This is a genomic window from Blastochloris tepida, assembly GCF_003966715.1.
GTDB classification, from domain to species: domain Bacteria; phylum Pseudomonadota; class Alphaproteobacteria; order Rhizobiales; family Xanthobacteraceae; genus Blastochloris; species Blastochloris tepida.
Genome location: NZ_AP018907.1, coordinates 2,519,966 through 2,540,875 on the forward strand (window position 1 = coordinate 2,519,966; position 20,910 = coordinate 2,540,875).

The 20,910-nt window shown below is 66.5% G+C and carries 19 protein-coding genes; 3 read left to right on the top strand and 16 right to left on the bottom strand.

The genetic code is table 11. From position 1 onward, the window contains the following. Positions 1 to 3: 3 nt before the first annotated feature. Both BLTE_RS11505 and BLTE_RS11510 read right to left on the bottom strand, forming a co-directional pair. A complete protein-coding gene (locus tag BLTE_RS11505) occupies positions 4 to 654 on the bottom strand; it encodes a hypothetical protein (RefSeq protein WP_126400725.1) in 651 nt (216 codons plus the stop codon). 276 nt (positions 655 to 930) lie between these two features. Further along, entirely contained in the window at positions 931 to 2,457 is a 1,527-nt protein-coding gene (locus BLTE_RS11510; RefSeq protein WP_126402167.1) for an NAD(P)H-hydrate dehydratase, read from the bottom strand. Between the two features lie 300 nt (positions 2,458 to 2,757). Between BLTE_RS11510 and BLTE_RS11515 the strand changes: the two genes are divergently transcribed. After that, on the top strand, positions 2,758 to 3,096 hold the full coding sequence (locus BLTE_RS11515; RefSeq protein WP_126400728.1) for a P-II family nitrogen regulator: 339 nt from the start codon (positions 2,758 to 2,760) through the stop codon (positions 3,094 to 3,096). A gap of 89 nt (positions 3,097 to 3,185) precedes the next feature. After that, entirely contained in the window at positions 3,186 to 4,595 is a 1,410-nt protein-coding gene (glnA, locus tag BLTE_RS11520) for a type I glutamate--ammonia ligase (RefSeq protein ID WP_126400731.1), read from the top strand. A gap of 503 nt (positions 4,596 to 5,098) precedes the next feature. On the opposite strand, the gene smpB is transcribed toward glnA, so the two are convergent. Then, entirely contained in the window at positions 5,099 to 5,575 is a 477-nt protein-coding gene (gene smpB, locus BLTE_RS11525) for an SsrA-binding protein SmpB (RefSeq protein ID WP_126400733.1), read from the bottom strand. A 19-nt stretch (positions 5,576 to 5,594) separates the two neighbouring features. Then, a complete protein-coding gene (dapA, locus tag BLTE_RS11530; protein ID WP_126400737.1) occupies positions 5,595 to 6,485 on the bottom strand; it encodes a 4-hydroxy-tetrahydrodipicolinate synthase in 891 nt (296 codons plus the stop codon). Positions 6,486 to 6,706: 221 nt separating this feature from the next. Here dapA and BLTE_RS11535 point away from each other — a divergent pair, with 221 nt between their 5' ends. After that, positions 6,707 to 8,671: a lytic transglycosylase domain-containing protein gene (locus BLTE_RS11535; protein WP_126400740.1), complete on the top strand. Its 1,965-nt coding sequence runs from the start codon at positions 6,707 to 6,709 to the stop codon at positions 8,669 to 8,671. A 144-nt stretch (positions 8,672 to 8,815) separates the two neighbouring features. Here the strand turns inward: BLTE_RS11535 and BLTE_RS18790 are convergent, their stop codons facing one another. From BLTE_RS18790 to BLTE_RS18135, 12 genes are all read right to left on the bottom strand, one after another. Then, a complete protein-coding gene (locus BLTE_RS18790) occupies positions 8,816 to 9,118 on the bottom strand; it encodes a type II toxin-antitoxin system Phd/YefM family antitoxin (protein WP_425290273.1) in 303 nt (100 codons plus the stop codon). Between the two features lie 402 nt (positions 9,119 to 9,520). After that, a complete protein-coding gene (locus BLTE_RS11545; RefSeq protein ID WP_126400743.1) occupies positions 9,521 to 11,029 on the bottom strand; it encodes a porin in 1,509 nt (502 codons plus the stop codon). Positions 11,030 to 11,577: 548 nt separating this feature from the next. After that, positions 11,578 to 12,330 (bottom strand): DUF2076 domain-containing protein, encoded by a 753-nt coding sequence (locus tag BLTE_RS11550; RefSeq protein WP_126400746.1) that lies wholly within the window; start codon positions 12,328 to 12,330, stop codon positions 11,578 to 11,580. 122 nt (positions 12,331 to 12,452) lie between these two features. Then, on the bottom strand, positions 12,453 to 13,265 hold the full coding sequence (locus tag BLTE_RS11555; RefSeq protein ID WP_244599967.1) for a DUF2189 domain-containing protein: 813 nt from the start codon (positions 13,263 to 13,265) through the stop codon (positions 12,453 to 12,455). A gap of 202 nt (positions 13,266 to 13,467) precedes the next feature. Beyond that, positions 13,468 to 14,418 carry a TorF family putative porin gene (locus BLTE_RS11560; protein ID WP_342211490.1) on the bottom strand — a complete coding sequence of 317 codons (951 nt, stop codon included), beginning with the start codon at positions 14,416 to 14,418 and terminating at the stop codon, positions 13,468 to 13,470. A 402-nt stretch (positions 14,419 to 14,820) separates the two neighbouring features. Continuing rightward, positions 14,821 to 15,390 (bottom strand): DUF2937 family protein, encoded by a 570-nt coding sequence (locus tag BLTE_RS11565; RefSeq protein WP_126400749.1) that lies wholly within the window; start codon positions 15,388 to 15,390, stop codon positions 14,821 to 14,823. A gap of 36 nt (positions 15,391 to 15,426) precedes the next feature. Continuing rightward, on the bottom strand, positions 15,427 to 16,449 hold the full coding sequence (locus BLTE_RS11570) for a WD40 repeat domain-containing protein (protein WP_126400752.1): 1,023 nt from the start codon (positions 16,447 to 16,449) through the stop codon (positions 15,427 to 15,429). Beyond that, on the bottom strand, positions 16,446 to 17,681 hold the full coding sequence (locus BLTE_RS11575; protein ID WP_126400755.1) for a CobW family GTP-binding protein: 1,236 nt from the start codon (positions 17,679 to 17,681) through the stop codon (positions 16,446 to 16,448). The genes BLTE_RS11570 and BLTE_RS11575 overlap by 4 nt, the downstream gene beginning before the upstream one ends. Before the next feature lie 126 nt (positions 17,682 to 17,807). Next, positions 17,808 to 18,767, bottom strand: coding sequence for a metal ABC transporter substrate-binding protein (locus BLTE_RS11580; protein ID WP_126400758.1), 960 nt, complete (start codon positions 18,765 to 18,767; stop codon positions 17,808 to 17,810). Between the two features lie 32 nt (positions 18,768 to 18,799). Then, entirely contained in the window at positions 18,800 to 19,669 is an 870-nt protein-coding gene (locus tag BLTE_RS11585; RefSeq protein ID WP_126400761.1) for a metal ABC transporter permease, read from the bottom strand. A 199-nt stretch (positions 19,670 to 19,868) separates the two neighbouring features. Continuing rightward, positions 19,869 to 20,606, bottom strand: coding sequence for a zinc ABC transporter ATP-binding protein AztA (aztA, locus tag BLTE_RS11590; RefSeq protein WP_126400764.1), 738 nt, complete (start codon positions 20,604 to 20,606; stop codon positions 19,869 to 19,871). Between the two features lie 13 nt (positions 20,607 to 20,619). Then, positions 20,620 to 20,769 carry a hypothetical protein gene (locus BLTE_RS18135; protein ID WP_160140596.1) on the bottom strand — a complete coding sequence of 50 codons (150 nt, stop codon included), beginning with the start codon at positions 20,767 to 20,769 and terminating at the stop codon, positions 20,620 to 20,622. Between the last annotated feature and the right edge of the window lie 141 nt (positions 20,770 to 20,910).

A 20,910-nucleotide genomic window follows, 5' to 3' on the forward strand; every position in this document is an offset into this window, starting at 1 on the left:
TAACTATAGGATATTATCATATATTTTTTCTACAAATTTCGAATTATAGAAATAATTATCAATATCTAGCATAACCTTTCCTTTTTTGTTGTTATAAGTTTGATAGCGAATTCCTCGGCCATCCGTATATCCAACGTTCACATTAATCCAAAAACGAAACTCACACGCATCAAAGCAACAAATATTATCGTCAATTGTCTCGGCATTGAATTTTTCCCGAATTCTTTGCAATTTACAGACTGTCATAACGAGATCAACAGGATTATCTCCAGACTCACCCCAAAGGAAATCGTCACAATCAAACGCGTCAAGATCGGCTTCTGAGAATTCCCAGCCACGACAGTCCTTCACCTCCCTTAGATCTCGGTAAGGATGAGTGTGAAAACTGCCAAGAAATGACAGATGTGGGGACCATAAATTAATTAAGGTATTTTTTATTTTAGCCGCACTTTTGTTTGGTGTAACATACCTATTATTTTTTTCTGCAGATATGCTAGTGCTCGACCTATCTAGATAAATAACTATTTCACCATCTCCAATGCATCTTTTTACTCCCCAGATGTACCCAAACGTTTCAACGGACTTATTTCGCTTTCTTGATCCCGCATTCACTGAATCTCCAAGCACGTATGCCTCAAGAGCAGCCAGCGTCATGGATTCGATTAACTTCTGAGAAAGTTGAATTCTAAAGAACACACTCGTACTCCCTGGATTCTAATCCTGCCTTCTCGCACTGTTACATACATAAATTTACATTCCCTTGCGTGCGCGCGCGCAACTCCCAATGCGTTCGCATGCATAGATCAAACGAACATAGGCTATCGGCGCACCGGTGGCTGAATAGGATATAATTTATCACAAACCGTCGACATGAGCTCTCGCAGCGTGAGCCCCGGTAGGACGCGAAATGGTCGCGCTGGGTCTGCGGCCTCAACGCCCGGCCGAAGGCCGCCATCCCGTCGCGAGGTCGACGTCGAGCCGCTCGTAGAGCGCGCGAGTCACGCGCGGCAGCACCTCGGGCAGATCCTCGGCGATCAGGCCGGGGCCGGCCTCGCGGCCGCTTTCGCCGTGCAGCCAGGTCGCCGCGGCCGCCGCCTCGAACGCCGGCATGCCCTGGCACACCAGCGCGGTGGCGATGCCGGCCAGCACGTCGCCGGAACCGGCGGTGGCGAGCCAGGGCGGCGCGTTGTTGGTGATGGCGGCGCGGCCGTCCGGCGCGGCGATCACGCTGTCGCCGCCCTTCAGCACCACGACGGCGCCGAGCCGGGCCGCGGCGCGGCGGGCGCGCTCCAGCTTCGACCCCTGACCGACCTCCTCGCCCGCGAGCAGCCTGGCGAACTCGCCCTCGTGCGGCGTCAGCACCACCGGCCGCTCCGGCTGGGCCTGGATGCGGTGAGCGAGATCGCCGGCGCGGCCGGCGAAGATCGTCAGCGCGTCGGCATCCAGCACGGCCGGGCGGCCCGAGGCCAGCGCGGCATCGACCAGCGCGAGCGCCTCCGGCCCGGTGCCGAGCGCCGGCCCCAGGCCGACGGCCCGGAAGCGGGAATCCGCCAGCAGGTCCGACAGCGCTGCGGCCTCGGCGAGCGGGCGCACCATCACCGCGGTGAGGCCCATGGCGTTCTCGTCCAGCGCGTCGAGGGGGCTTGCCACCGTCACCAGCCCGGCGCCAGCCCTGAGCGCCGCCCGCGCCGCCATGCGGATGGCGCCGGTGCGCCCGCGCGGCCCCGACACCATGACGGCGTGGCCACGGACATATTTGTGGTCGAGCAGCGTCGGCACCGGGAAATGCCCGCCCCACAGATCGGGGTCGTTGGCATAGGCGCGGGGGCCGACCGAGGCCACGGTGTCGTCGGCGATGCCGATGTCGGCAACGCGGATGCGGCCGCAATGCATGCGGCCGGGCAGCAGCAGGTGGCCGGGCTTCCGCCGGCAGAACGTCACCGTCTCGACCGCGCGCACCGCTGCGCCCATCACCGCCCCGGTGTCGCCATTGATGCCCGAGGGCAGGTCGACCGCCACCACCGGCACGCCGGAGCGGTTGATGCGGGCGATGAGATCGGCGGCCGCGCCCTCGACCGGGCGGTCGAGTCCGGCGCCGAACAGCGCGTCGATGATGAAGCCGGCACGCACGCTGTCGAACGCCTCCGGCGGCTCGATGTCGCCGCGGAAGCGCGCGGCCGCCTCGGCGGCGTCGCCCTTCAGGCGCTCGCGCCCGCCGAGAAGGATCAGTCGCACCGGGTAGCCGCGCTGGGCGAGGATGCGGGCGGCGACGAAGCCGTCGCCGCCATTATTGCCGGGGCCACACACCACAAGTGCCGGCGTCGCCAGCGGAAAGCGGCGCGAGGCGGTGTCGGCGACGGCGAGGCCCGCCTGATCCATCAAGGCGATGCCGGGCGTGCCGGCGGCGATGGTGCACCGGTCGGCCTCGGCCATCTCGGCGGTGGTGAGAAGATCGATCAGCATGACACCGGCTCCGGATACCGCTTTGCCCAGCCGCCCGTCAGAATGGCATTGTGCACAAACAAAAGGCGCAAATCAGTTCCCCTGATTGACCGCGGCCGGACGCGAGGCCTATTTTTTGGGCGCCCCGCCTGTTGGTTGGGCAAGCAACTGGGAACAATTGGGCAAGACATTTCGACCGTCCGCGCAAATCATTGTTCCGCAAGCACTATCTTAACCAGCCCCGTTGGCATGGGATCTGCTAACGCGCTGTCGGCCTGACCGGAGCGGGGCCGGCCGGCCAGGGAGACGCGAGCGATGAAAAAAATCGAAGCCATCATCAAGCCGTTCAAGCTCGATGAGGTGAAGGAGGCATTGCAGGAGGTCGGTCTCCAAGGCATCACTGTCACCGAAGCCAAGGGATTTGGACGCCAGAAAGGGCATACCGAACTCTATCGGGGCGCGGAATACGTTGTGGACTTTCTGCCGAAAGTGAAGATCGAAGTGGTCCTTTCCGACGACATGGTCGAGAAGGCGATCGACGCGATCCGGCGGGCGGCGCAGACCGGCCGCATCGGTGACGGCAAGATCTTCGTCTCCGACGTCGAGGAAGCCATCCGTATCCGGACCGGGGAGTCCGGGCTGGACGCTATCTAATGCGACAGCTCATTGCCTATTTGCGCGATACCTTTTTGCGCAATCTCTCAATCCTGCCACCACGACCCGTCGAAATCAGAGGAACAGACATGAAGACGGCACAAGATGTGCTCAAGACCATCAGCGACAATGACGTGAAGTACGTCGATTTCCGCTTCACCGATCCCCGCGGCAAGTGGCAGCATGTTACCTTCGACATCTCCCAGATCAACGAAGAGGTCTTCTCCGAAGGCGTGATGTTCGACGGCTCCTCGATCGCCGGCTGGAAGGCGATCAACGAGTCCGACATGTGCCTGATGCCGGACCCGGCGACGGCCACCATCGACCCGTTCTTCGCCGAGACCACGCTCAACATCGTCTGCGACGTGCTCGAGCCGACCACCGGCGAGCCCTACAATCGCGACCCGCGCGGCATCGCCAAGAAGGCCGAAGCCTTCGTGAAGGCCTCCGGCGTCGGCGACACCATCTATTTCGGCCCCGAGGCCGAGTTCTTCGTGTTCGACGACGTGAAGTTCGCCTCCGACCCGTACAATACGGGCTTCGTGCTGGACTCCACCGAGCTGCCGATCAATGCCGACACCGACTATGAGGGCGGCAACCTCGGCCACCGCGTCCGCACCAAGGGCGGCTACTTCCCGGTGCCGCCGGTCGACTCGGCCCAGGACATGCGCTCCGAGATGCTCGGCGCCATGGCCAAGATGGGCGTCAGCGTCGAGAAGCACCACCACGAGGTGGCGTCCGCCCAGCACGAACTCGGCATGAAGTTCGACACGCTGACGCTGATGGCCGACCAGCTGCAGATCTACAAGTACTGCATCCATCAGGTCGCGCACGTCTACGGCAAGACCGCCACATTCATGCCGAAGCCGGTGTTCGGCGACAACGGCTCGGGCATGCACTGCCACCAGTCGATCTGGAAGGCCGGCAAGCCGGTGTTCGCCGGCAACAAGTACGCCGACCTCTCCGACGAGTGCCTGTGGTACATCGGCGGCATCATCAAGCACGCCAAGGCCGTCAACGCCTTCACCAACCCGCTGACCAACTCCTACAAGCGTCTGGTCCCGGGCTATGAGGCGCCGGTGCTGCTCGCCTATTCGTCGCGCAACCGCTCGGCCTCCTGCCGCATCCCCTACACCAACAACCCGAAGGCCAAGCGCGTCGAGGTCCGCTTCCCCGATCCGGGCGCGAACCCCTACCTCGCTTTCGCGGCGATGGTGATGGCCGGCATGGACGGCATCAAGAACAAGATCGATCCCGGCCCGGCGATGGACAAGGACCTCTACGACCTGCCGCCGCGCGAGCTGAAGGAGATCCCGACGGTGTGCGGCTCGCTGCGCGAGGCCCTCGAAAGCCTCGACAAGGACCGCGCGTTCCTGACCGCCGGCGGCGTGTTCAACGACGACTTCATCGACAGCTACATCGAGCTGAAGATGGCCGAGGTGATGCGGTTCGAAATGACCCCGCACCCGGTCGAGTTCGACATGTACTATTCGGTCTGATCCGACCGGACTCCGGTCTCCGGCCTGCGGGCCGGAGACCTCCTGACGTATTCTCTCTCGATCCGACGTATTCTCTCAAAACCCTTGCGGGGCGCCACGGCGCCCCGCTTTTTTATGCGCGGTGCCTTTGGACGTGGGGCTGTTGGATTTGGTGCTGTTGGCGTGCCGCCAGCGCAGCCGCTCTCTGATATTGGGCTTCACACCAACGGCCGCGAACGCGGACCGTTGGTTCCGGTCGCGGATTTTCGCGAAATCTCTGATTTCCCGAAAGAAAATCCGCGAGAATCAACAACCTCACGCGTCAGCGTTCGGGGCCGTTGGTATCACCGGGTCATCGCCGGGCTTGGCCCGGCGATCTCGATGGGAACGCGGCGGTGTCGGACAAAAGAGCGGCAGGCGGGATGATCCGGGTGTCGGGATCGCCGGGCCAAGCCCGGCGATGACGAGGCGACTGTCCCAGCCATACCGCCTGGACCCGGGATTCCCGTCCACGCGGGCCGGCCTCACCCCTTGTCGCGCAGCAGGCGGCCCTTCTCGCGCGCCCAGTCGCGGCTCTTCTCGGTCTCGCGCTTGTCGTGCGCCTTCTTGCCCTTGGCCAGCGCCAGCAGAACCTTGGCGCGGCCCCGGGCATTGAAATAGACCCGCAGCGGCACCACCGTCATGCCCTCGCGGGAGACCGCGCTCATCAGCTTGAACACTTGGCGCTTGTGCAGCAGCAGCTTGCGCGGCCGCTTGGGCTCGTGGTTGAAGCGGTTGGCCTCCAGGTATTCGGGAATATAGGCGTTGACCAGCCAGATCTCGCCGTCCTTGGCGTCGGCATAGCTCTCGCCGATCGTCGCCTTGCCGCCGCGCAGCGACTTGACCTCCGTGCCGGTCAGCACGATGCCGGCCTCGAAGGTCTCGCCGATCTCATAGTTGAAGCGGGCCTTGCGATTGTCGGCGACCACCTTGCCGGTGGTTTCGTCCTTGCCCTTCGCCATGGTTCGCCTGTCGGGCCGCTCAGTTGAGCAGGCCGGCGTGGGCCATCGCCTCGCGCACCGCGCGCCGCGTCGGCTCGCCGACCGGCACCATCGGCAGCCGCACCTCGTCCGTCATCTTGCCGAGCAGCGACAGCGCATACTTCACCGGCGACGGGTTGGTCTCCATGAACAGCGCGGTGTGCAGCGGCATCAGCCGGTCCTGAAGCTCCAGCGCCTTGGCGTAGTCGCCGCGCAGGCAGGCGGCCTGGAACTCGGCGCACTGGCGCGGCGCGACATTGGAGCTGACCGAGATGCAGCCATGGCCGCCATGGGCCATGAAGCCGAGCGCGGTGGCATCCTCGCCGGAGAGCTGGTTGAAGCCCGGCCCGAGATGCTGGCGCTGCAGCGAGGCGCGCGCCACATTGGCGGTGGCGTCCTTGACCCCGGCGATGTTCTTCAGCTCGAACAGCCGCTTCATGGTCTCGACCGACATGTCGATCACCGAGCGGGCCGGAATATTGTAGATGATGATCGGGATGCCGATGGCGTCGTTGATCGCCTTGAAGTGCTGGTAGAGCCCTTCCTGGGTGGGCTTGTTGTAATAGGGCGTCACCACCAGCACCGCATCGGCGCCGGCCTGCTCGGCGTGGCGCGACAGCTCGATGGCCTCGATGGTGGAATTCGACCCGGTGCCGGCGACCACCGGCACGCGCCCGGCCGCCTCCTGCACGCACCACTCCACCACCTGCTTGTGCTCGTGATGGCTCAGGGTCGGGCTCTCGCCGGTGGTGCCGCACGGCACCAAGCCATTCGTGCCCTCCTCCACCTGCCAGGCGGCGTGCGCCCGAAAGGCGGCCTCATCGACCCTGCCGTTCTTGAACGGGGTCACCAGTGCGGTGAAGGAGCCGCGGAAATTCGTCTTGGCCGTCATGGATGGATCCTCGGGTCGTTCGTCGCCGCCAATGCCGGTCCCCGCCGCGGCACTACGGTAACCAACCTTCATAGAGGCGATCCGCCGCGGGCGGAAGGATTTTCGACGCCCTCGTTTCGCCGCATGCGGCCGACAGGGTCCGCCCCGGCCAGGCCGTGCCGCCGTTTGGTCAACGATTCGTCAACGAGATCGCCGGAAGGTGGCTCGATCCGGAGCACGCCATGCGCACAGCCGCGACCCTCGCCCTTATTGCTGCCGTCCTGTCCCCCCTGCCCGCCGCCGCCAGCAGCGAAGCCAATGCGGTCGCCCAGGCGATCCAGCTGATCGAGCGCGGCCGCGGCGCGGAGGCCGACCAGATCGCCGCGACCTTGCGCGATCCGGCGGCGCGCAAGACCATCGAGTGGATGCGGCTGCGCCGCGACACCAGCGGCGTCGGCTTCGAGCGATTCGCCGCCTTCGCCCGCGAGAACCCGGGCTGGCCGAGCGTCGGCCTGATCCGCAAGCGCGCGGAAGGCAAGCTGTGGGAGGACAAGGCCTCCGCCCGCACCATCCTGGCCTATTTCGGCCAGAGCCGGCCGACCAGCGGCAAGGGCAAGCTGGCGCTGGCCCGCGCCAATCTGGAGACCGGCAACCAAGCCGCCGCCCAGGCGCTGGTGCGCGAGGCCTGGCGCGAGGAGCCGTTCTCCAAGGACGGCGAGGACGACATTCTGCGCGTGTTCGGCCCGATGCTCGGCCGCGCCGACCACAAGGCCCGCACCGACATGTTCCTCTATGCCGAGGACGGGGCGGACGCGCTGCGCAACGCCGCCCGGGTCGGCTCCGACATGGTGGCGGTGGCCAAGGCCCGCATCGCCGCCATCAAGAAGGACAAGGCGCTACCCAAGCTGCTCGACGCCGTGCCGGCCTCGGCCCGCAGCGAGCCCAGCTACATCTATGCCCGCTCGCAGTTCCACCGCCGCGAGGACAAGATCAAGCTCGCGGCCGAGTGGGTGTTCAAGGCGCCGAGCGACCCCAAGGCGCTGGTCGATACCGACCAGTGGTGGATCGAGCGGCGCCTGCTGGTGCGCCACCTCATCGAGGAAAACGATCCCCGCACCGCCTACCGCATGGCCGCCGGCGCGGCGATGCCGGAAAAGGAGAACTACAAGGTCGAGCGCGAATTCCTCGCCGGTTGGGTGGCGCTGCGCTTCCTCAACGACCCGGCCACCGCCCGCCGCCATTTCGCGCGCATCCTGCAGCTCACCGACAACCCGACCAGCGAAGCGCGCGGCCACTACTGGCTCGGCCGCGCCGCCGAGGCGATGGGCGACCGCGGCGAGGCCCGCGCCGCCTATGAAAAGGGCGCGCGCGTGGTGTCGGCCTATTACGGGCAATTGTCGCGCGCCAAGCTCGGCCGGACCGACCTGCCGGTGCCGGGCCTGCCGCGGCCCTCCGCCCAGGGGCGGGCGGCGTTCCTGAATTCCGACACCGGACGGGCGCTGCAGATCCTGCACGATATCGGCCGCTCCGACCTGACGGTGCCGATGTATGCCGAGCTAGGGGAACGCATGCGCGACCCCGACCAGCTCGCGGCGCTCGCCGAATTCGTCAGCCAGCGCAAGGACGCCCGCGCGATGCTGCTGGTCGGGCGCGATGCGCTGAACCGCGGCCTGCCGTTCGAGGCGGCGGCGTTCCCCGCCGTGGGCCTGCCGTCCTTCCCGGCCCGGGAGCCGGCGGCCGACCTGCCGGTGGTCTATGCCATCGCCCGCCAGGAAAGCGCCTTCAACCCGGCCACGGTGTCGAGCGCCAACGCGCTGGGCTACATGCAGGTAACGCCCGAGGCCGGGCGCTACGTGGCCAGGAAGTTCGGCCTGCCGTTCGACGCCAAGCGGCTGTTGTCCGACCCGGTCTACAACATGCAGATGGGGGCGCTGGAGATCGGCGACCTGATCCGCGACTACGACAACAACATGATCCTGGCGTTCGCCGGCTACAATGCCGGGCGCGGCCGGGTGCGCGACTGGGTGGCCCGCTTCGGCGACCCGCGCGACCCCAAGGTCGATCCGGTCGACTGGGTGGAGAGGATCCCGTTCTTCGAGACCCGCAACTATGTGCAGCGGGTGCTGGAGAACCTGCAGATCTACCGCGTGCGGTTCTCCGGCCGGCAGGCGCTGCACATCGAGGCCGACCTGCGCACGGGGCGGTGAGCGGCTCTTAAGCGGTTTCCGAACAGTACCGCGTCTGCCGGGCGATGAGGCCCGCCCTTTTCCCTCTCCCACCCGGGCGCGCGCAAGCGCGGCCCGGGTGGGAGAGGGAAGGATGTGCGGCTCCCGGCCAGCGCTTGTTCCAGGCTAATCATCGGGAAACCGCGCACAGCCCGTCGTCCCTGGCCTCGCGCAGCAGAACCGCGCTTGGCTGCCGCCATCTCGGCATCCTGGCGCGAAACTCGCCAAGAGACCAAACTTGCCAAGAGACCGAATCGGGCGTTTCGGCGCCGCGACCGCTGTCAGACAGGCAACCGGTTTGCCGTGGCGGGTGATGACGATGCTTTCTCCACCTTCGACTTGATCCAGCAACTCGCTCAAGTGGGCCTTGGCCTGGGCCAAACTGACCGTGACCATGTCGTCCCCGGGAATGACCAGAAAATTGATCATCGTTTAGCGAACGGTGTGGCTGCTGCAATGGCTTCGCGGGATTCTGCCAGACCCCGCATTGGCGTCCTTTCCGCCGAGCCGCGTCAGCGGCAAGCGATTGGATTCCGTGTCCGCTGGTCGTTCCCGGCGAGCGCACCGAAGGTGCGCGAGGGAAGGGAACCTACGAACCATGGGCCGGACGCGCGGTTTCCGCTTTGGACGCAAGCCGGGGCCTCGCTGGCGCAAATGTGACTGACGTGGAGAAGCCCATGGGTCCCCTTCCCTCGCATGGCTTCGCCATGCTCGCCGGGGACGACGGGTGGCGGCGCCCAACGCCTTGAGTTCATCGCCCCGCCAAGGCCACATACGAAAACCCCGGCGGTTGCCCGCCGGGGTTTCCTTCAAGGCCGAGTCTTCGTCGGATCAGAAGTTCCGCTGAACGCGGACCATGCCCGAGAAGATGTCGTCGTCGTGGGTGTAGGAGTTGGCATAGTCAGCCGCCGCCTGATCGCCCGCGAAGTCAGCCGCGACGTAGTTCTTGTAACCGCCGGTGTCGATCTTCGTGTAGAGCATTTCGAGACCGATATCGAGGTTCTTCACCGGCGACCAGGTGGTGTTGAAGCCAATCTGCCACAGGTTGAAGTCACGGACGGTCTGGTTAGCCGCGTTCGTACCGATCGTGCCGGCAGTGATGCCGTCGATGTAGGGCACATCAACCGACGTGTAGCCGCCGAACAGGGTCGAACGGAGGGTCGGGGTCCAGAAGTGACGGAAGTCGGCGCGGATGGTCCAGGCCTCGACCGTCGAGAGCGAACCGGTGACCGGATCGATGAACGCGTCGGCCAGGTCGACGATGGCGCCCTGGGTGCCGCGAATGATGCCGAGGCCGGAAACACCCGAGTTCTGGTTCTTGCCCGACACGCCGGTGTATTCGATCGCACCGTCGGCGTAGCTGCCCTGCAACATGAACTGGTCGCCCTTGGCCAGCATGTCGAGGTTGAAGGTCACGCCAGCGCCGATGGCGAAGCCATAGTCGGTGTCGTTCGCGCTGAAGCCGTCCGGCTGGATCGCAGACCAATCGGTGTCAGCACGAAGCTGATGGATCGCACCCGACAGCTGGGCGGAACCCCAGGACTGGTCGATGCGGAGATTCGCGACGATCTCCGGCATGGCCATGCCGCCCTGAGCCTGGAAGCCGTCGGTGTACGAGAACTGATCGAACACCGGGTCCACCCAGGTCGTCACAGTACCGGCCGACGCCTGGATCTGGTTGCGACGGTTGAAGGAGTCTTCAACCGAGATCGTCGCCGACAGGCCGTTGCCGAGCGAGGCGGTGTAGGCGAACAGGTTGTTGATCTTGTTCGAGCCGACATTGGCGGTGGCGAAGGTGCCGAGGCCGGTCGAGTAGTCGAAGAACGACTGCACGTAGCCGAAGGTGAAGCCAGCGAACTGGATGAACGCGCGGTCCATCGAGGCGCCGAGAACACCAGCGCTGCCGTTCGGGTTCGAGCCGTTCCCGGTGGCGTCGTTGGTCACGTAGAAGCGGCCATACGAGCGCAGGGTGCCGTACTCGGTGCGGGTGCGGGCGTCGAGGTCGACCGCAGCGCGGGCGCGGATGCTGAAGAGGTCGTCTTCGCGATCGTAGGACGCGTTGCCGCCCTGACGGATGTTGTTGTGGCTGCTGCTGCCGCTCAGCCAGATCGGGGCGGTCGCGCCGTCCGCGTAGTTGCTGTAGTAGTCGACGCGCAGATAGCCGCCGACCTTCAGGCAGATGTCGGCGCCCGGGATGTAGTAGAAGCCGGCGCCGTAGGCGTCGCAAACCTTGACGTAGTCAACGGCCTTGGCCTTGGCCGGCAGGTCGGCAGCCTGAGCGCTGGCAACCGCCACGAGACCCGCCGCGGAGCCGAGGAGAAGGCTCTTCACGATAGACATAGATAACCTCCGTTTTCTCTCTCGTTCTGATGGAGCGGGTTCTTGCCGTCAGGTGTTGTCACCCGGGGAAGTTCCCCAAACCCCTTGCCCAGTCCTTCCAGGTGCTTTCGGCCTTGCAGCTTCCGGCACCCTTGTTCCGGGGCGAGGCGGGGTTCCCCCCTCCGTCGCGTTGTCACCATGACGCGACAAGGTTTCACGATCAATGATTCGAGGGGCTTCGACGGGGGGCAAGTGCCGCATTTCCCGGCACTGTTGCAAGAGTGCCACGGGCCGTTAATCAACCGCAAACCATAAGGTTTCTCCGCCTGCGGTCTTGGAACGGGTACCACGGTCCCGGCGCTCGAACGGCGCCGCGGCGGGGCGCTTCCCCCGTCATCGCCGGCTTGGCCCGGCGATGACGGCACCGCGGCCGCCCCGCCTGCCGGTCTCTTGTCCATCCCTGCCGCCGGACCGTTCGAATCGAGATCGCCGGGACAAGCTCGGCGATGACGACGGAGAGGCGGAATCAGCCAGCCCGAAATCTTCGCATTCCGGGCCGCTGGGCATTCTTACGCGAAGTCGCCGTCGTCGAACCCGCCATCGTCGAAGCCGATGTCGTCCTCGTCGGCGGAGGCGTCCTGCCAGCCCTTGTCGCCGCCGGAGGCGTCGCTGCCGGCGTCGGCCGGGGTGGCGTTCGCGGATTCCTTGCCGGACTCGCCCAGGCCGAGTCCGCCGGCCAGCTTCGAGGCTTCATCGCCGCCGGAGAAGGCGCTGGACAGCGCGTTGGCGATCATCATGCCGCCGGCAACGCCGAGCGCTGTCGACATCGCCCCGGCCAGAAAGCCGCCGCCGCCGAAACCGCCGGCACGCTGGCCGGGCGCGGCCTGCTGGCCCCACGGGCCGGCGGCGGGCGCCGGCTGTGACCGGCCGCCCCACGGACCGGACGACGCACCGCCCACGTCCGGCTGCATGGGCGCGGCCGGCCGGCCGGGCTGGGACTGATAGGATTGGTATTGCGGCTGGGGCTGGGGCGCGCCGCCGCCGAACAGGCCCGACAGGAAGCCGCCCGAACCCTGCGGCGCCGGCTGCGGCCGCCGCGACAACTCTTCGACCTGGGCGCGGAGCTGCTCGACCTCCTGGCTCAGATTGGTCAGCGCCTGTTCCTGGACGTAGATCGCCTGCGCCATGACATAGGGCGCATAAGGCTGGGTGCGGATGCGCTCGGCGATGAAACGTTCCGCCTCGGCATCGCGCTGCTGGCCTTCGGCCTGCGCAAGACGGTCGAAAATCCCGGCGATGACGGTCTTTTCCTCGGGCGACATAGCGACGAATTCCCCTTTCCATGCAGCCGGTCGGCCGGCCCGCGCGTCAGATAGGAAGCGCGGGCGCGGTTTGCGAGGGGTTCGGCGACGTTACGTCTACGGTTACCGGCCGGCCTCCGGGATCATCCGGAAACGATCACCCGCCGGTAGAGGTGCCAGGTGGCGTGCCCCAGCACCGGCAGCGCCACCGGCAGCAGCAGGAACAGCGCGGCCGCCGCACTGACCAGGGCGCTCGCCACGATCAGGGCAAAGGCGAACATCGGTCCCGGATTGGCCAGCACCGCGCGTACCGACACCGCCATGGCGGTGGCGAAATCGACGTCGCGGTCGAGCAGATAGGGGAACGACACCACGCTGATCGAAAACACCACGGCGGCGAGCATGGCGCCGACGACGTTGCCGAACACGAAGAAGCCAAGCCCGGTCGGGGTGGTGAGGATGACGTCCAGCAGCTCGCGCGGGGCCACCGGGTGGAGGCCGAAGGCGATGGCATAGATATAGGTGGCAAGCTTGACCCAGATGATCAGCGCGAACACCTGCACGACGCCGAGCATCGCGATCTCACGCCCCGACTGGCCGTGGATGGCGCCGAGAATGGCGCTCCAGGTCAGCGGCAGGCCGCGCTCGCGGCGGCGGCTGACCTCATAGAGGCCCACCGCGACGAACGGGCCGATCAGCACGAAGCCGGCGGTCATCGGGAAGACCAGGAAGGTCCAGTCCATGAAATACTCGAACGCCACGATGGCCAGCCCGGCGGCGGCATAAATGCCTCCGAAGAACAGGCCGAACTGCGGCGCGGCCTTGAAATCGTCGATGCCGGCGGCGATCACCGCCTTGATGTCGGCGCGGGTCAGCCGGCGGATGGACGGCAGCGCCCTTGCCAGCGGTCTGGCGTTCTGGACCGGTCCGTCCGTCGCGTTCACGTGCATGGTCATCGCTCTCTCCCTCGATATCCCTCCCCCCTTTGCCGCCGCCCTGACTTGCGACTGACTGGCAGTTTGGGTGGTATCTTGAGACGGCGTCAACCGACGTTGCCGTGAGAGGGGCGCGGCCAAACGCCCCAAACGCAAGCGGCGCGCCGGAGACCGGCGCGCCGCAAACGTCACGTCAAGGCAGTGCCTTGAGCTGATCTTAAGCTCACTTCAGGCTGTCGAGCGTGAGATCGACCGACAGCTTGGCCAGGAAGGTGGCACCGCACCACTTGGACTGACCAAGGTCGTTGGCGCCGAAGTCGCCGGTGATCAGGTAGCAGTCGGTCTTGCTCAGGTCGGTGTCCGAGTAGCGCAGGTCGAGCGTGAACACCTTGTAGGTGAAGCCGATGCCGGCGTTCCAGGTGGTGTAGGACGGCAGCGACACATAGCCGTAGAAGTCGTCGGTGGTGCCGAGATCCTGGTAGCCGACCTCGCCGGACACGTAGACGCCGACGCCGTTCGCGAACGACGGGAAGACGTACTTGGCGACACCCGAATAGTAGATGCCTTCGGCGCCCGTGTTCACGTACGAGTCCGTGTAGTAGATATTGGCGCCGATGCTGAAGGCATCGGTCAGAGCAAGGTTGGCCTTGCCGTAGACTTCGAAGAAGCTCGCATCTTCCTTGGCGAGCGTGGCAACGCCGTACTTGTTGAATTCAAGCGTGCAGCCCGGAACCTGGGAGTAGGCAACGCCATCGAAGTTGTAGTTGTAGCACTCGCCGCCCGGATACCAGTAGTAGATGCCACCGATGTCGAGGGCGAGCTTGCCGAAGGTCGGGCGGATACCGCCATAGAGGTCGATCTCGGCCGCGGCGCGGTTCGGGAAGTCGATGCTGGCGCCGGCGATGCCGAGGTAGGCCTGGAAGTTCGGCGTAAAGTTGAGGCGCGGCTCGAAATAGGCCGACACCGACGGCTGGTTGTCCGACTGGGAAATGCCGCGGAAGAGATAGTTCGAGCTCAGCGCCGCACCGAAGGCAATATCAAACATCGACGGCGGCGGCGGCACCTCGACGGTCTTGGTCTTGGCCTGCAGGTCGGCAGCATTCGCCGAGTTGGCGGCCAGCAGGACGGCGGCAGCGGCCGTCAGCGTCGTGAAGGTCTTCATCATGGTACTCATCCCCTGCTTCCTCCGCGGCGAGGCCCCAGCCCCCACGAAGCGTCGCGCCATTTGTGACAAATCCACTGCACGCAGAGGAAGGATAAACAGCGGGCACTTGCCTAATAAATGAGCAAAAAACGCCTTGTTTTGAACTTTACAAACTGCTGTTGCCGAACCGCAACAGCCATGCTGCCGCTCCCTGCTGCCGCCCCGACGGCTCCACGCCACCCTGGAGGGCGGCGCGGGGCAATTTACAGTTTCAGGTTGATCAAGCTGACGGTATCGCGAATCAAATTCGCTGGAGAAGCGGGCAGCGCCGCACGGAGTCCGGCCGGGGTCCGCCTGTTCTGCGGTCGCGGCGATCGGAACGCGGCATCTCGGCCCTGCAGGCCGGAAACCGCATCTTCCGGAGCCTGAGGCTCACGCCCCGGTCTGCGCGGGCGGCCGGGAGCGGCCGCCAAGCCCACCGCCAAGCCAGCCGCCGACACGGCGGCGCCCGACCCCGAAGATCAGCGAGGCCAGCGCCACGCCGATGACGAATCCGGCGCCGGCATGCACCGCGCCCTCAATGGTCGCCGGCACGGCCGGGCGGAAATCGGCGAAGGCAGCGCGCCCGACCTCGCGGTCATAGGTGCGCACGAACACCGCCAGCCGCTCCAACGGCGCCGCCGTGTCCAGCGCGGTCTTGGTGGCGTCGAACGCCTCGAAGCGGCGGATCATGAAGGCGGCGTCGGCGCCACGGTCTCGCAGGAAGGTGGAGCCCGGCTTGGCGAATTCGGCGAGCCCCTGCTCGCGGGTCAGCCCGGCGCGGGCGGCGTCGGCATCGAAGCGCTCGACGAAGCCGCGCAACTCGTCCAGCCGGCCGCCGAGGCGCTGGCTGTACTGCTGGGCGAACTCGGGAAACTGCGCCAGCGCGATGGCGCAGAGCGCGCCGGCAGCGAAGGCGAACAGGCGGTTGAGCATGGCGGCCTCCTGATACTCGACCAGCATGACGAGAAGCCGGGCGGAATGTTCCTCCGCCCGCGGCTACAGCGTCAAGATGCCCGCTGCGCCGTCCTCGGTGCCGTAGAGGAGGGTCGATCCCTTCTCGGCCCAGGCCAGCGCGCTCACCGGCCCGCCGCCGGGCGGGCGGACCAGGATCTCGGCGCCGTCCGACAGGCGGACGAGCAGGATCAGCCCATCTTCGAAGCCGATGGCGGCGATCTCGGTGGTGGGGTGGCAGGCCACCACCGCGATGCGGGTCGCGCCCGGCGCGAACATCGCCGGCTGCTTGCCCATCGGCCCGTCCTTGGCCGCAAACGGCCAGATGATCAGCGCCGTCGCGCCACCGGTGGCGAGGCCGTTGCCGGTGGCGGTCCAGCTCATCGAGCGCACCCGGCCGGGATAGCCGGACATGCGCATGTTGGCGCCATCGGCCACCCGCCAGCCGTGAAGCTGGGGCTCGTGCATGGCGGTGACGACGAAGCGCCCGTCCGGGCTCCAGGTCACCGGCAGGTGCGAGCCCTTCCATTCGAGAAGCTCGGGCTTGGCCGCGGCGTTGGGGAACCACAGCGACACCCCGCCATAATGCGCCACCGCCAGCCGCACCCCCTTGGGCGCGAAGGCGAGGCCGCCGGGCGTCGAGGGCGCGGCGAAGGTCTTCGGGGCCCCCTTGCCGGGCTCGATTTTGCCGGTATCGGCATGAACGGTCTTGCCCGCCGACCACGCCCGCGCGCCGGCCGGGCCGAGCGCCACGGTGTCGATCCAGGCCTTGCCGGAGAACACCTCGTGCGCTGTGCCCTCAACCGTGGTTTCGACCACCCGGCCGTCGTCGCCGCCGGTGAGGAGGCGGCTGCCGTCGCAGGCGGCGCACAGGATCACGCCGCCGGGATGCGCGGCCACCCGGCGCTCGTCGGTGCCGGCGAACAGGATCCCGCCCTCGGCGAGCACCAGCACCGGCGTCTCGCCGAGAAAGCCGCAGGCGGTGACCGTATCGCCGGGTGTGAGGATGCGAACGCGGTCGGCCACCGAAGGGGTCGGCGGGGTACCAGGATTGGCCGTCATGCTCATGCGGCGACGCAGGCGGAGAAGCCGGACTCGATCTTGGCGCGGTCGAGCTTCCTGCCGATGAACACGAGGCGGCTCGTCCGCCGCTCGCCGTCGTTCCACGGCCGCTGGTGGGTGCCGTCGAGGATCATGTGCACGCCCTGGAACACGAATCGGTCGGGATCGTCCTTGAACGACAGGATGCCCTTCGAGCGCAGGATGCTGGGGCCATCCACCGCCACCAGATTCTGGATCCAGGGAAAGAACTTCTCGGGATCGAGCGGCGCCTCGAGTTCGAGCGCGACCGAGTCGATCTCCTCGTCGTGAATGTGCTTCAGCCCGCCGTGGCGGTGGATGATGCGGCCGGCCTCGTCGCGCTCGCTGCAGCCACAGCCGCAATCCTCGCCGTGCTCGTGATTATGGGCGTGATCGTGGTCATGGTCATGCGCATGCTCGTGGCCGTGCTTGCAGCCGCAGCCTTCGTCATGGCCATGTTCATGCGCATGGTCATGGCCTTGGCCATGTTTGCAGCCGCAACCCTCGTCATGCGCGTGGTCATGGTCGCAGCCACACCCCTCGCCGTGCTCGTGGTCGCAGGCGTGCTCCTCTTCGGCTTCCAGGAAACCCGGTTCCAGCGACAGAATGCGGTCGAGGTCGAAGGCGCCGCGGCCGAGCACCCGGTCGAGCGGAACGGCGCAGCGCTGGGTGCGGTGGAGCGTGGCGTAGGGGTTGAGGCCGCGGATGCGCGCCTCCACCTCGGCAAGCTCGTCCAGGGTGACGAGGTCGGTCTTGTTGAGCAGCACGACGTCGGCGAAGGCGATCTGGTTCTTGGCCTCCGGCGCATCCTTCAGCCGCTCCGACAGCCATTTGGCGTCGGCCACCGTAACCACCGCGTCGAGCCGCGTCTTGGCCGAGACGATGTCATCGACGAAGAAGGTCTGGGCCACCGGGGCGGGATCGGCGAGGCCGGTGGTTTCGATCAGGATGGCGTCGAACTTGCCCTTGCGGCGCAGCAGGCCGTCGATGACGCGGATCAGGTCGCCGCGCACCGTGCAGCAGACGCAGCCATTGTTCATCTCGAACACTTCCTCGTCGGCGCCCACCACGAGGTCGTTGTCGATGCCGATCTCGCCAAACTCATTGACGATGACCGCGAACTTCTGGCCGTGCGGCTCGGAGAGGATGCGGTTGAGCAGCGTGGTCTTGCCGGCGCCGAGATAGCCGGTGAGGACGGTGACGGGAACCTTGTCGGACATCGGGGCTTCCAGAAAATCGGGGGCAAATCGGGGACGAGGCAGGCATTTGCGCCCTCCCCTCTCATCAAGAGGGAAGAGCGCGACAGACGCCGGCCGTCAAGCGCAACCTCGCGCCAGCAGGGTTGCTCAGCTCGTGGCCAGCGCGCCGGTCAGAGCTTCCATATTGTGTCGCATCATGTCGATGTAAGTGGGCGCCGGGCCGTCGGTTGCGGTCAGGGCGTCGGAATAGAGCGTGCCGCCGATCTTCGCGCCGGTCTCGTCGGCGATGCGCTTGACGAGGCGCGGGTCGCTGACGTTCTCCAGGAACACCGCCGGGATCTTCTGCTTCTTGATCTGGGCGATGATCCTCGACACCGCCTTGGCCGAGGCCTCGCTGTCGGTCGAGACGCCGGTCGGCGCCACGAACGCGATGCCATACGCTTTCTCGAAATACTGGAAGGCATCGTGCGAGGTGATGATGCGCCGCCGGTTGGCCGGGATGCGGGCGATCGCCGCCTTCACCTCGGCCTCCAGCGCATCGAGCCTGTCGAGATAGGCCTTGGCGTTGGCCTCGTAGGCGTCCCGGCCGGCCGGATCGGCCTTGATGAGCGCGTCGCGGATATTGGCGACGTAGATCTTCGCATTGCCGACCGACTGCCAAGCGTGCGGATCGAACGCGCCATGGTGATGGCCGGCACGGTCGTGATCGTGATCATGGTCGTGATCGCCGTCCTCGGACTTGAGCGGGCTCACGCCATTGGTGGCGACCACCAGCGCCGCCTTGGTGCCGGACGCCTTCACCAGCCGGTCGATCCAGCCCTCGAAGCCGAGGCCGTTGACGAAGACCAGATCCGCGCCGGCCAGCGTCCGGGCGTCGGCGGGCGAGGGCGCGTAGACGTGGGCATCGCCATTGGGGCCGACCAGGGTCGTCACGTCGAGCCGGTCGCCGCCGACCGTCTTCACGAAATCGCCGAGGATCGAGAAGCTGGCGACGGCCTTGATCTTCGCCGGGGCGGCGGGCTGATCGGCGCTGTCCTCGGCGGTGGCGGGCGCAGCCGCCAGCAGCAGGGCGGCGGAGGCGAGAAGGATGGAGCGTCGGTCGAGCATCGAATTCTCCTGCATCGGAGTCTCTTCGGGGGTCAGGCTTCGAGGTGCCGGGCCGGGATGAGCCGGCGGAGAATGCCGCCGACCGGGCCGACCAGGATCGAGACGAGGCAGATGCCGCCCGCGACCAGGATGATCGAGGGGCCGGAGGGCAGCTCGGTGTTGTAGGAGACGAGAAGTCCGGCATAGCCCGAGACCATGCCCACCAGAATGGCGATGGCGGCAAGCGCGGTGATGTCGCGCGCCCAGAACCGTGCCGCCGCCGCCGGCAGCATCATCAGCCCGACCGCCAGAAGCGTGCCGAGCGCGTGGAAGGCGCCGACCAGATTCATCACCACCAGCGCCAGGAAGACGAGATGGACGGGCCCGCCCGCGCCCGACACCGAGCGCAGGAAATTGGGATCGACGCACTCCATCACCAATGGCCGCCAGATCACTGCCAGCGTGACGAGCGACAGCGAGGCGACCGACGCGAGCAGCAGCATGGCGGCATCATCGAGCGCCAGCACGCTGCCGAACAGGATGTGGAACAGATCGACATTCGAGCCGCGCAGCGACACGATCACCACGCCAAGCGCCAGCGACACCAGATAGAACGCCGCCAGCGCGGCATCCTCCTTCAGCTCGGTGCCGCGCGCGACGAGGCCGGCGAGAACCGCCACCACCACGCCGGCGATGAGGCCGCCCAGCGTCATCGCGAACAGATCGAGCCCCGCCACCAGAAAGCCCACCGCCGCACCGGGCAGGATGGCGTGCGACATGGCATCGCCGGTGAGGCTCATCCGCCGCAGCATCAGGAAAACGCCGACCGGGGCGGCGCCAAGCGCCAAGGCCAGCGTGCCGACCAGCGCGCGGCGCATGAACTCGAAATCCTGGAACGGCGCGATCAGAAGGTCGTGGAGCATCTGCCGGGATCGCAAAAATTGTCGCGCAGCATGGCTGCTTTCTTTCCCTCTCCCCTTGCGGGAGAGGGTGCCCGAACGAAGTGAGGGCGGGTGAGGGCTTCATCAGGCCGTGGGAAACACCCCTCACCCGGCTCGGATCTCGCTCCGCTCATCCTCGCCACCCTCTCCCACAAGGGGAGAGGGAAGAAAGAGAATCCGCTCACGCCGCGCGCTCGCAGACGCCGGCCTCGTCGTCCCACGCCTCGGTGATGTGGCGGGCGCGCAGCAGATTGTCCGGCGTCAGCACCTGCGGCGTCGGCCCCCAGGCGACCGGCTCGCGGGCGAGCAGCAGCGTGGTGGGAAAGTGCGCCCGCACGATCTCCAGATCGTGCAGCACGGTGAGGATGGTGCGGCGCTCGCCGTGCCAGCGCTTGATCAGCGCCAGCAGGTCGGCCGCCGTCCGGGTGTCGATGGCGGTGAACGGCTCATCGAGCAGGATGAGGCGCGCATCCTGCAGCAGCAGGCGCGCGAACAGCGTGCGCTGCATCTGCCCGCCCGACAGCGTGCCGATGGTGCGGTTCTCGAAGCCCGCCAGCCCCACCGCCGATATGGCGGCCTCGATGCGTGCGCGATCGCTGCCGGTGATGGCACCGAACAGGCCGGCGCGGCGCCACAGCCCCATCGCCACCATGTCGTAGACGGTGATCGGGAACGAACGGTCGATCTCGGCGATCTGCGGCAGATAGGCGATCTCGCGCGCCTTCACACCGAAGCGCTCGATGCGGCCGTCGAGCGGCCGCAGCGCACCGGCAATGCCCTTGAGCAGGGTCGACTTGCCGGCGCCATTGGGGCCGACCACCGCCAGCAGCTCGCCCTCGGCCACCGTGCCATCGAGGTGGTGGACGGCCGGGTGGCGCTCATAGCCGAGCGTGAGGGTGCGAAAGGTCAAGGCCGGCATGCTGCGTCCCCGCTCACCCGATCAGGACCCCGGCGACCGCGAGCCAGATCGCCGCCACCAGCACCCCGGCCACACCGAGACGCGCTGCCAGCGACAGCCGCAGCAGCGAGGGGGCGACGGAGACGGCACGGCGATGCGCGTGATGGTGGCGATGCACACTCATGAACGGTCCGGGCAAGTCGGGGATACTGTTATACTATAACACTACGCTTGTCGAGCCCGCCGGCGGGGCGCCCTCGTTCCGGCCAAGCGGCGAAGGCGCGTGACCCTCGCCCCGTCGTCCCCGGCGAGCGGCGCCTTGCGC

Coding starts and splice junctions, on each gene's coding strand:
- BLTE_RS11505 (WP_126400725.1), bottom strand. CDS start 654: ATGACGCTGGCTGCTCTTGAGGCATACGTGCTTGGAGATTCAGTGAAT.
- BLTE_RS11515 (WP_126400728.1), top strand. CDS start 2,758: ATGAAAAAAATCGAAGCCATCATCAAGCCGTTCAAGCTCGATGAGGTG.
- glnA (WP_126400731.1), top strand. CDS start 3,186: ATGAAGACGGCACAAGATGTGCTCAAGACCATCAGCGACAATGACGTG.
- smpB (WP_126400733.1), bottom strand. CDS start 5,575: ATGGCGAAGGGCAAGGACGAAACCACCGGCAAGGTGGTCGCCGACAAT.
- dapA (WP_126400737.1), bottom strand. CDS start 6,485: ATGACGGCCAAGACGAATTTCCGCGGCTCCTTCACCGCACTGGTGACC.
- BLTE_RS11535 (WP_126400740.1), top strand. CDS start 6,707: ATGCGCACAGCCGCGACCCTCGCCCTTATTGCTGCCGTCCTGTCCCCC.
- BLTE_RS18790 (WP_425290273.1), bottom strand. CDS start 9,118: ATGATCAATTTTCTGGTCATTCCCGGGGACGACATGGTCACGGTCAGT.
- BLTE_RS11545 (WP_126400743.1), bottom strand. CDS start 11,029: ATGTCTATCGTGAAGAGCCTTCTCCTCGGCTCCGCGGCGGGTCTCGTG.
- BLTE_RS11550 (WP_126400746.1), bottom strand. CDS start 12,330: ATGTCGCCCGAGGAAAAGACCGTCATCGCCGGGATTTTCGACCGTCTT.
- BLTE_RS11555 (WP_244599967.1), bottom strand. CDS start 13,265: ATGACCATGCACGTGAACGCGACGGACGGACCGGTCCAGAACGCCAGA.
- BLTE_RS11560 (WP_342211490.1), bottom strand. CDS start 14,418: ATGAGTACCATGATGAAGACCTTCACGACGCTGACGGCCGCTGCCGCC.
- BLTE_RS11565 (WP_126400749.1), bottom strand. CDS start 15,390: ATGCTGGTCGAGTATCAGGAGGCCGCCATGCTCAACCGCCTGTTCGCC.
- BLTE_RS11570 (WP_126400752.1), bottom strand. CDS start 16,449: ATGAGCATGACGGCCAATCCTGGTACCCCGCCGACCCCTTCGGTGGCC.
- BLTE_RS11575 (WP_126400755.1), bottom strand. CDS start 17,681: ATGTCCGACAAGGTTCCCGTCACCGTCCTCACCGGCTATCTCGGCGCC.
- BLTE_RS11580 (WP_126400758.1), bottom strand. CDS start 18,767: ATGCTCGACCGACGCTCCATCCTTCTCGCCTCCGCCGCCCTGCTGCTG.
- BLTE_RS11585 (WP_126400761.1), bottom strand. CDS start 19,669: ATGCTCCACGACCTTCTGATCGCGCCGTTCCAGGATTTCGAGTTCATG.
- aztA (WP_126400764.1), bottom strand. CDS start 20,606: ATGCCGGCCTTGACCTTTCGCACCCTCACGCTCGGCTATGAGCGCCAC.
- BLTE_RS18135 (WP_160140596.1), bottom strand. CDS start 20,769: ATGAGTGTGCATCGCCACCATCACGCGCATCGCCGTGCCGTCTCCGTC.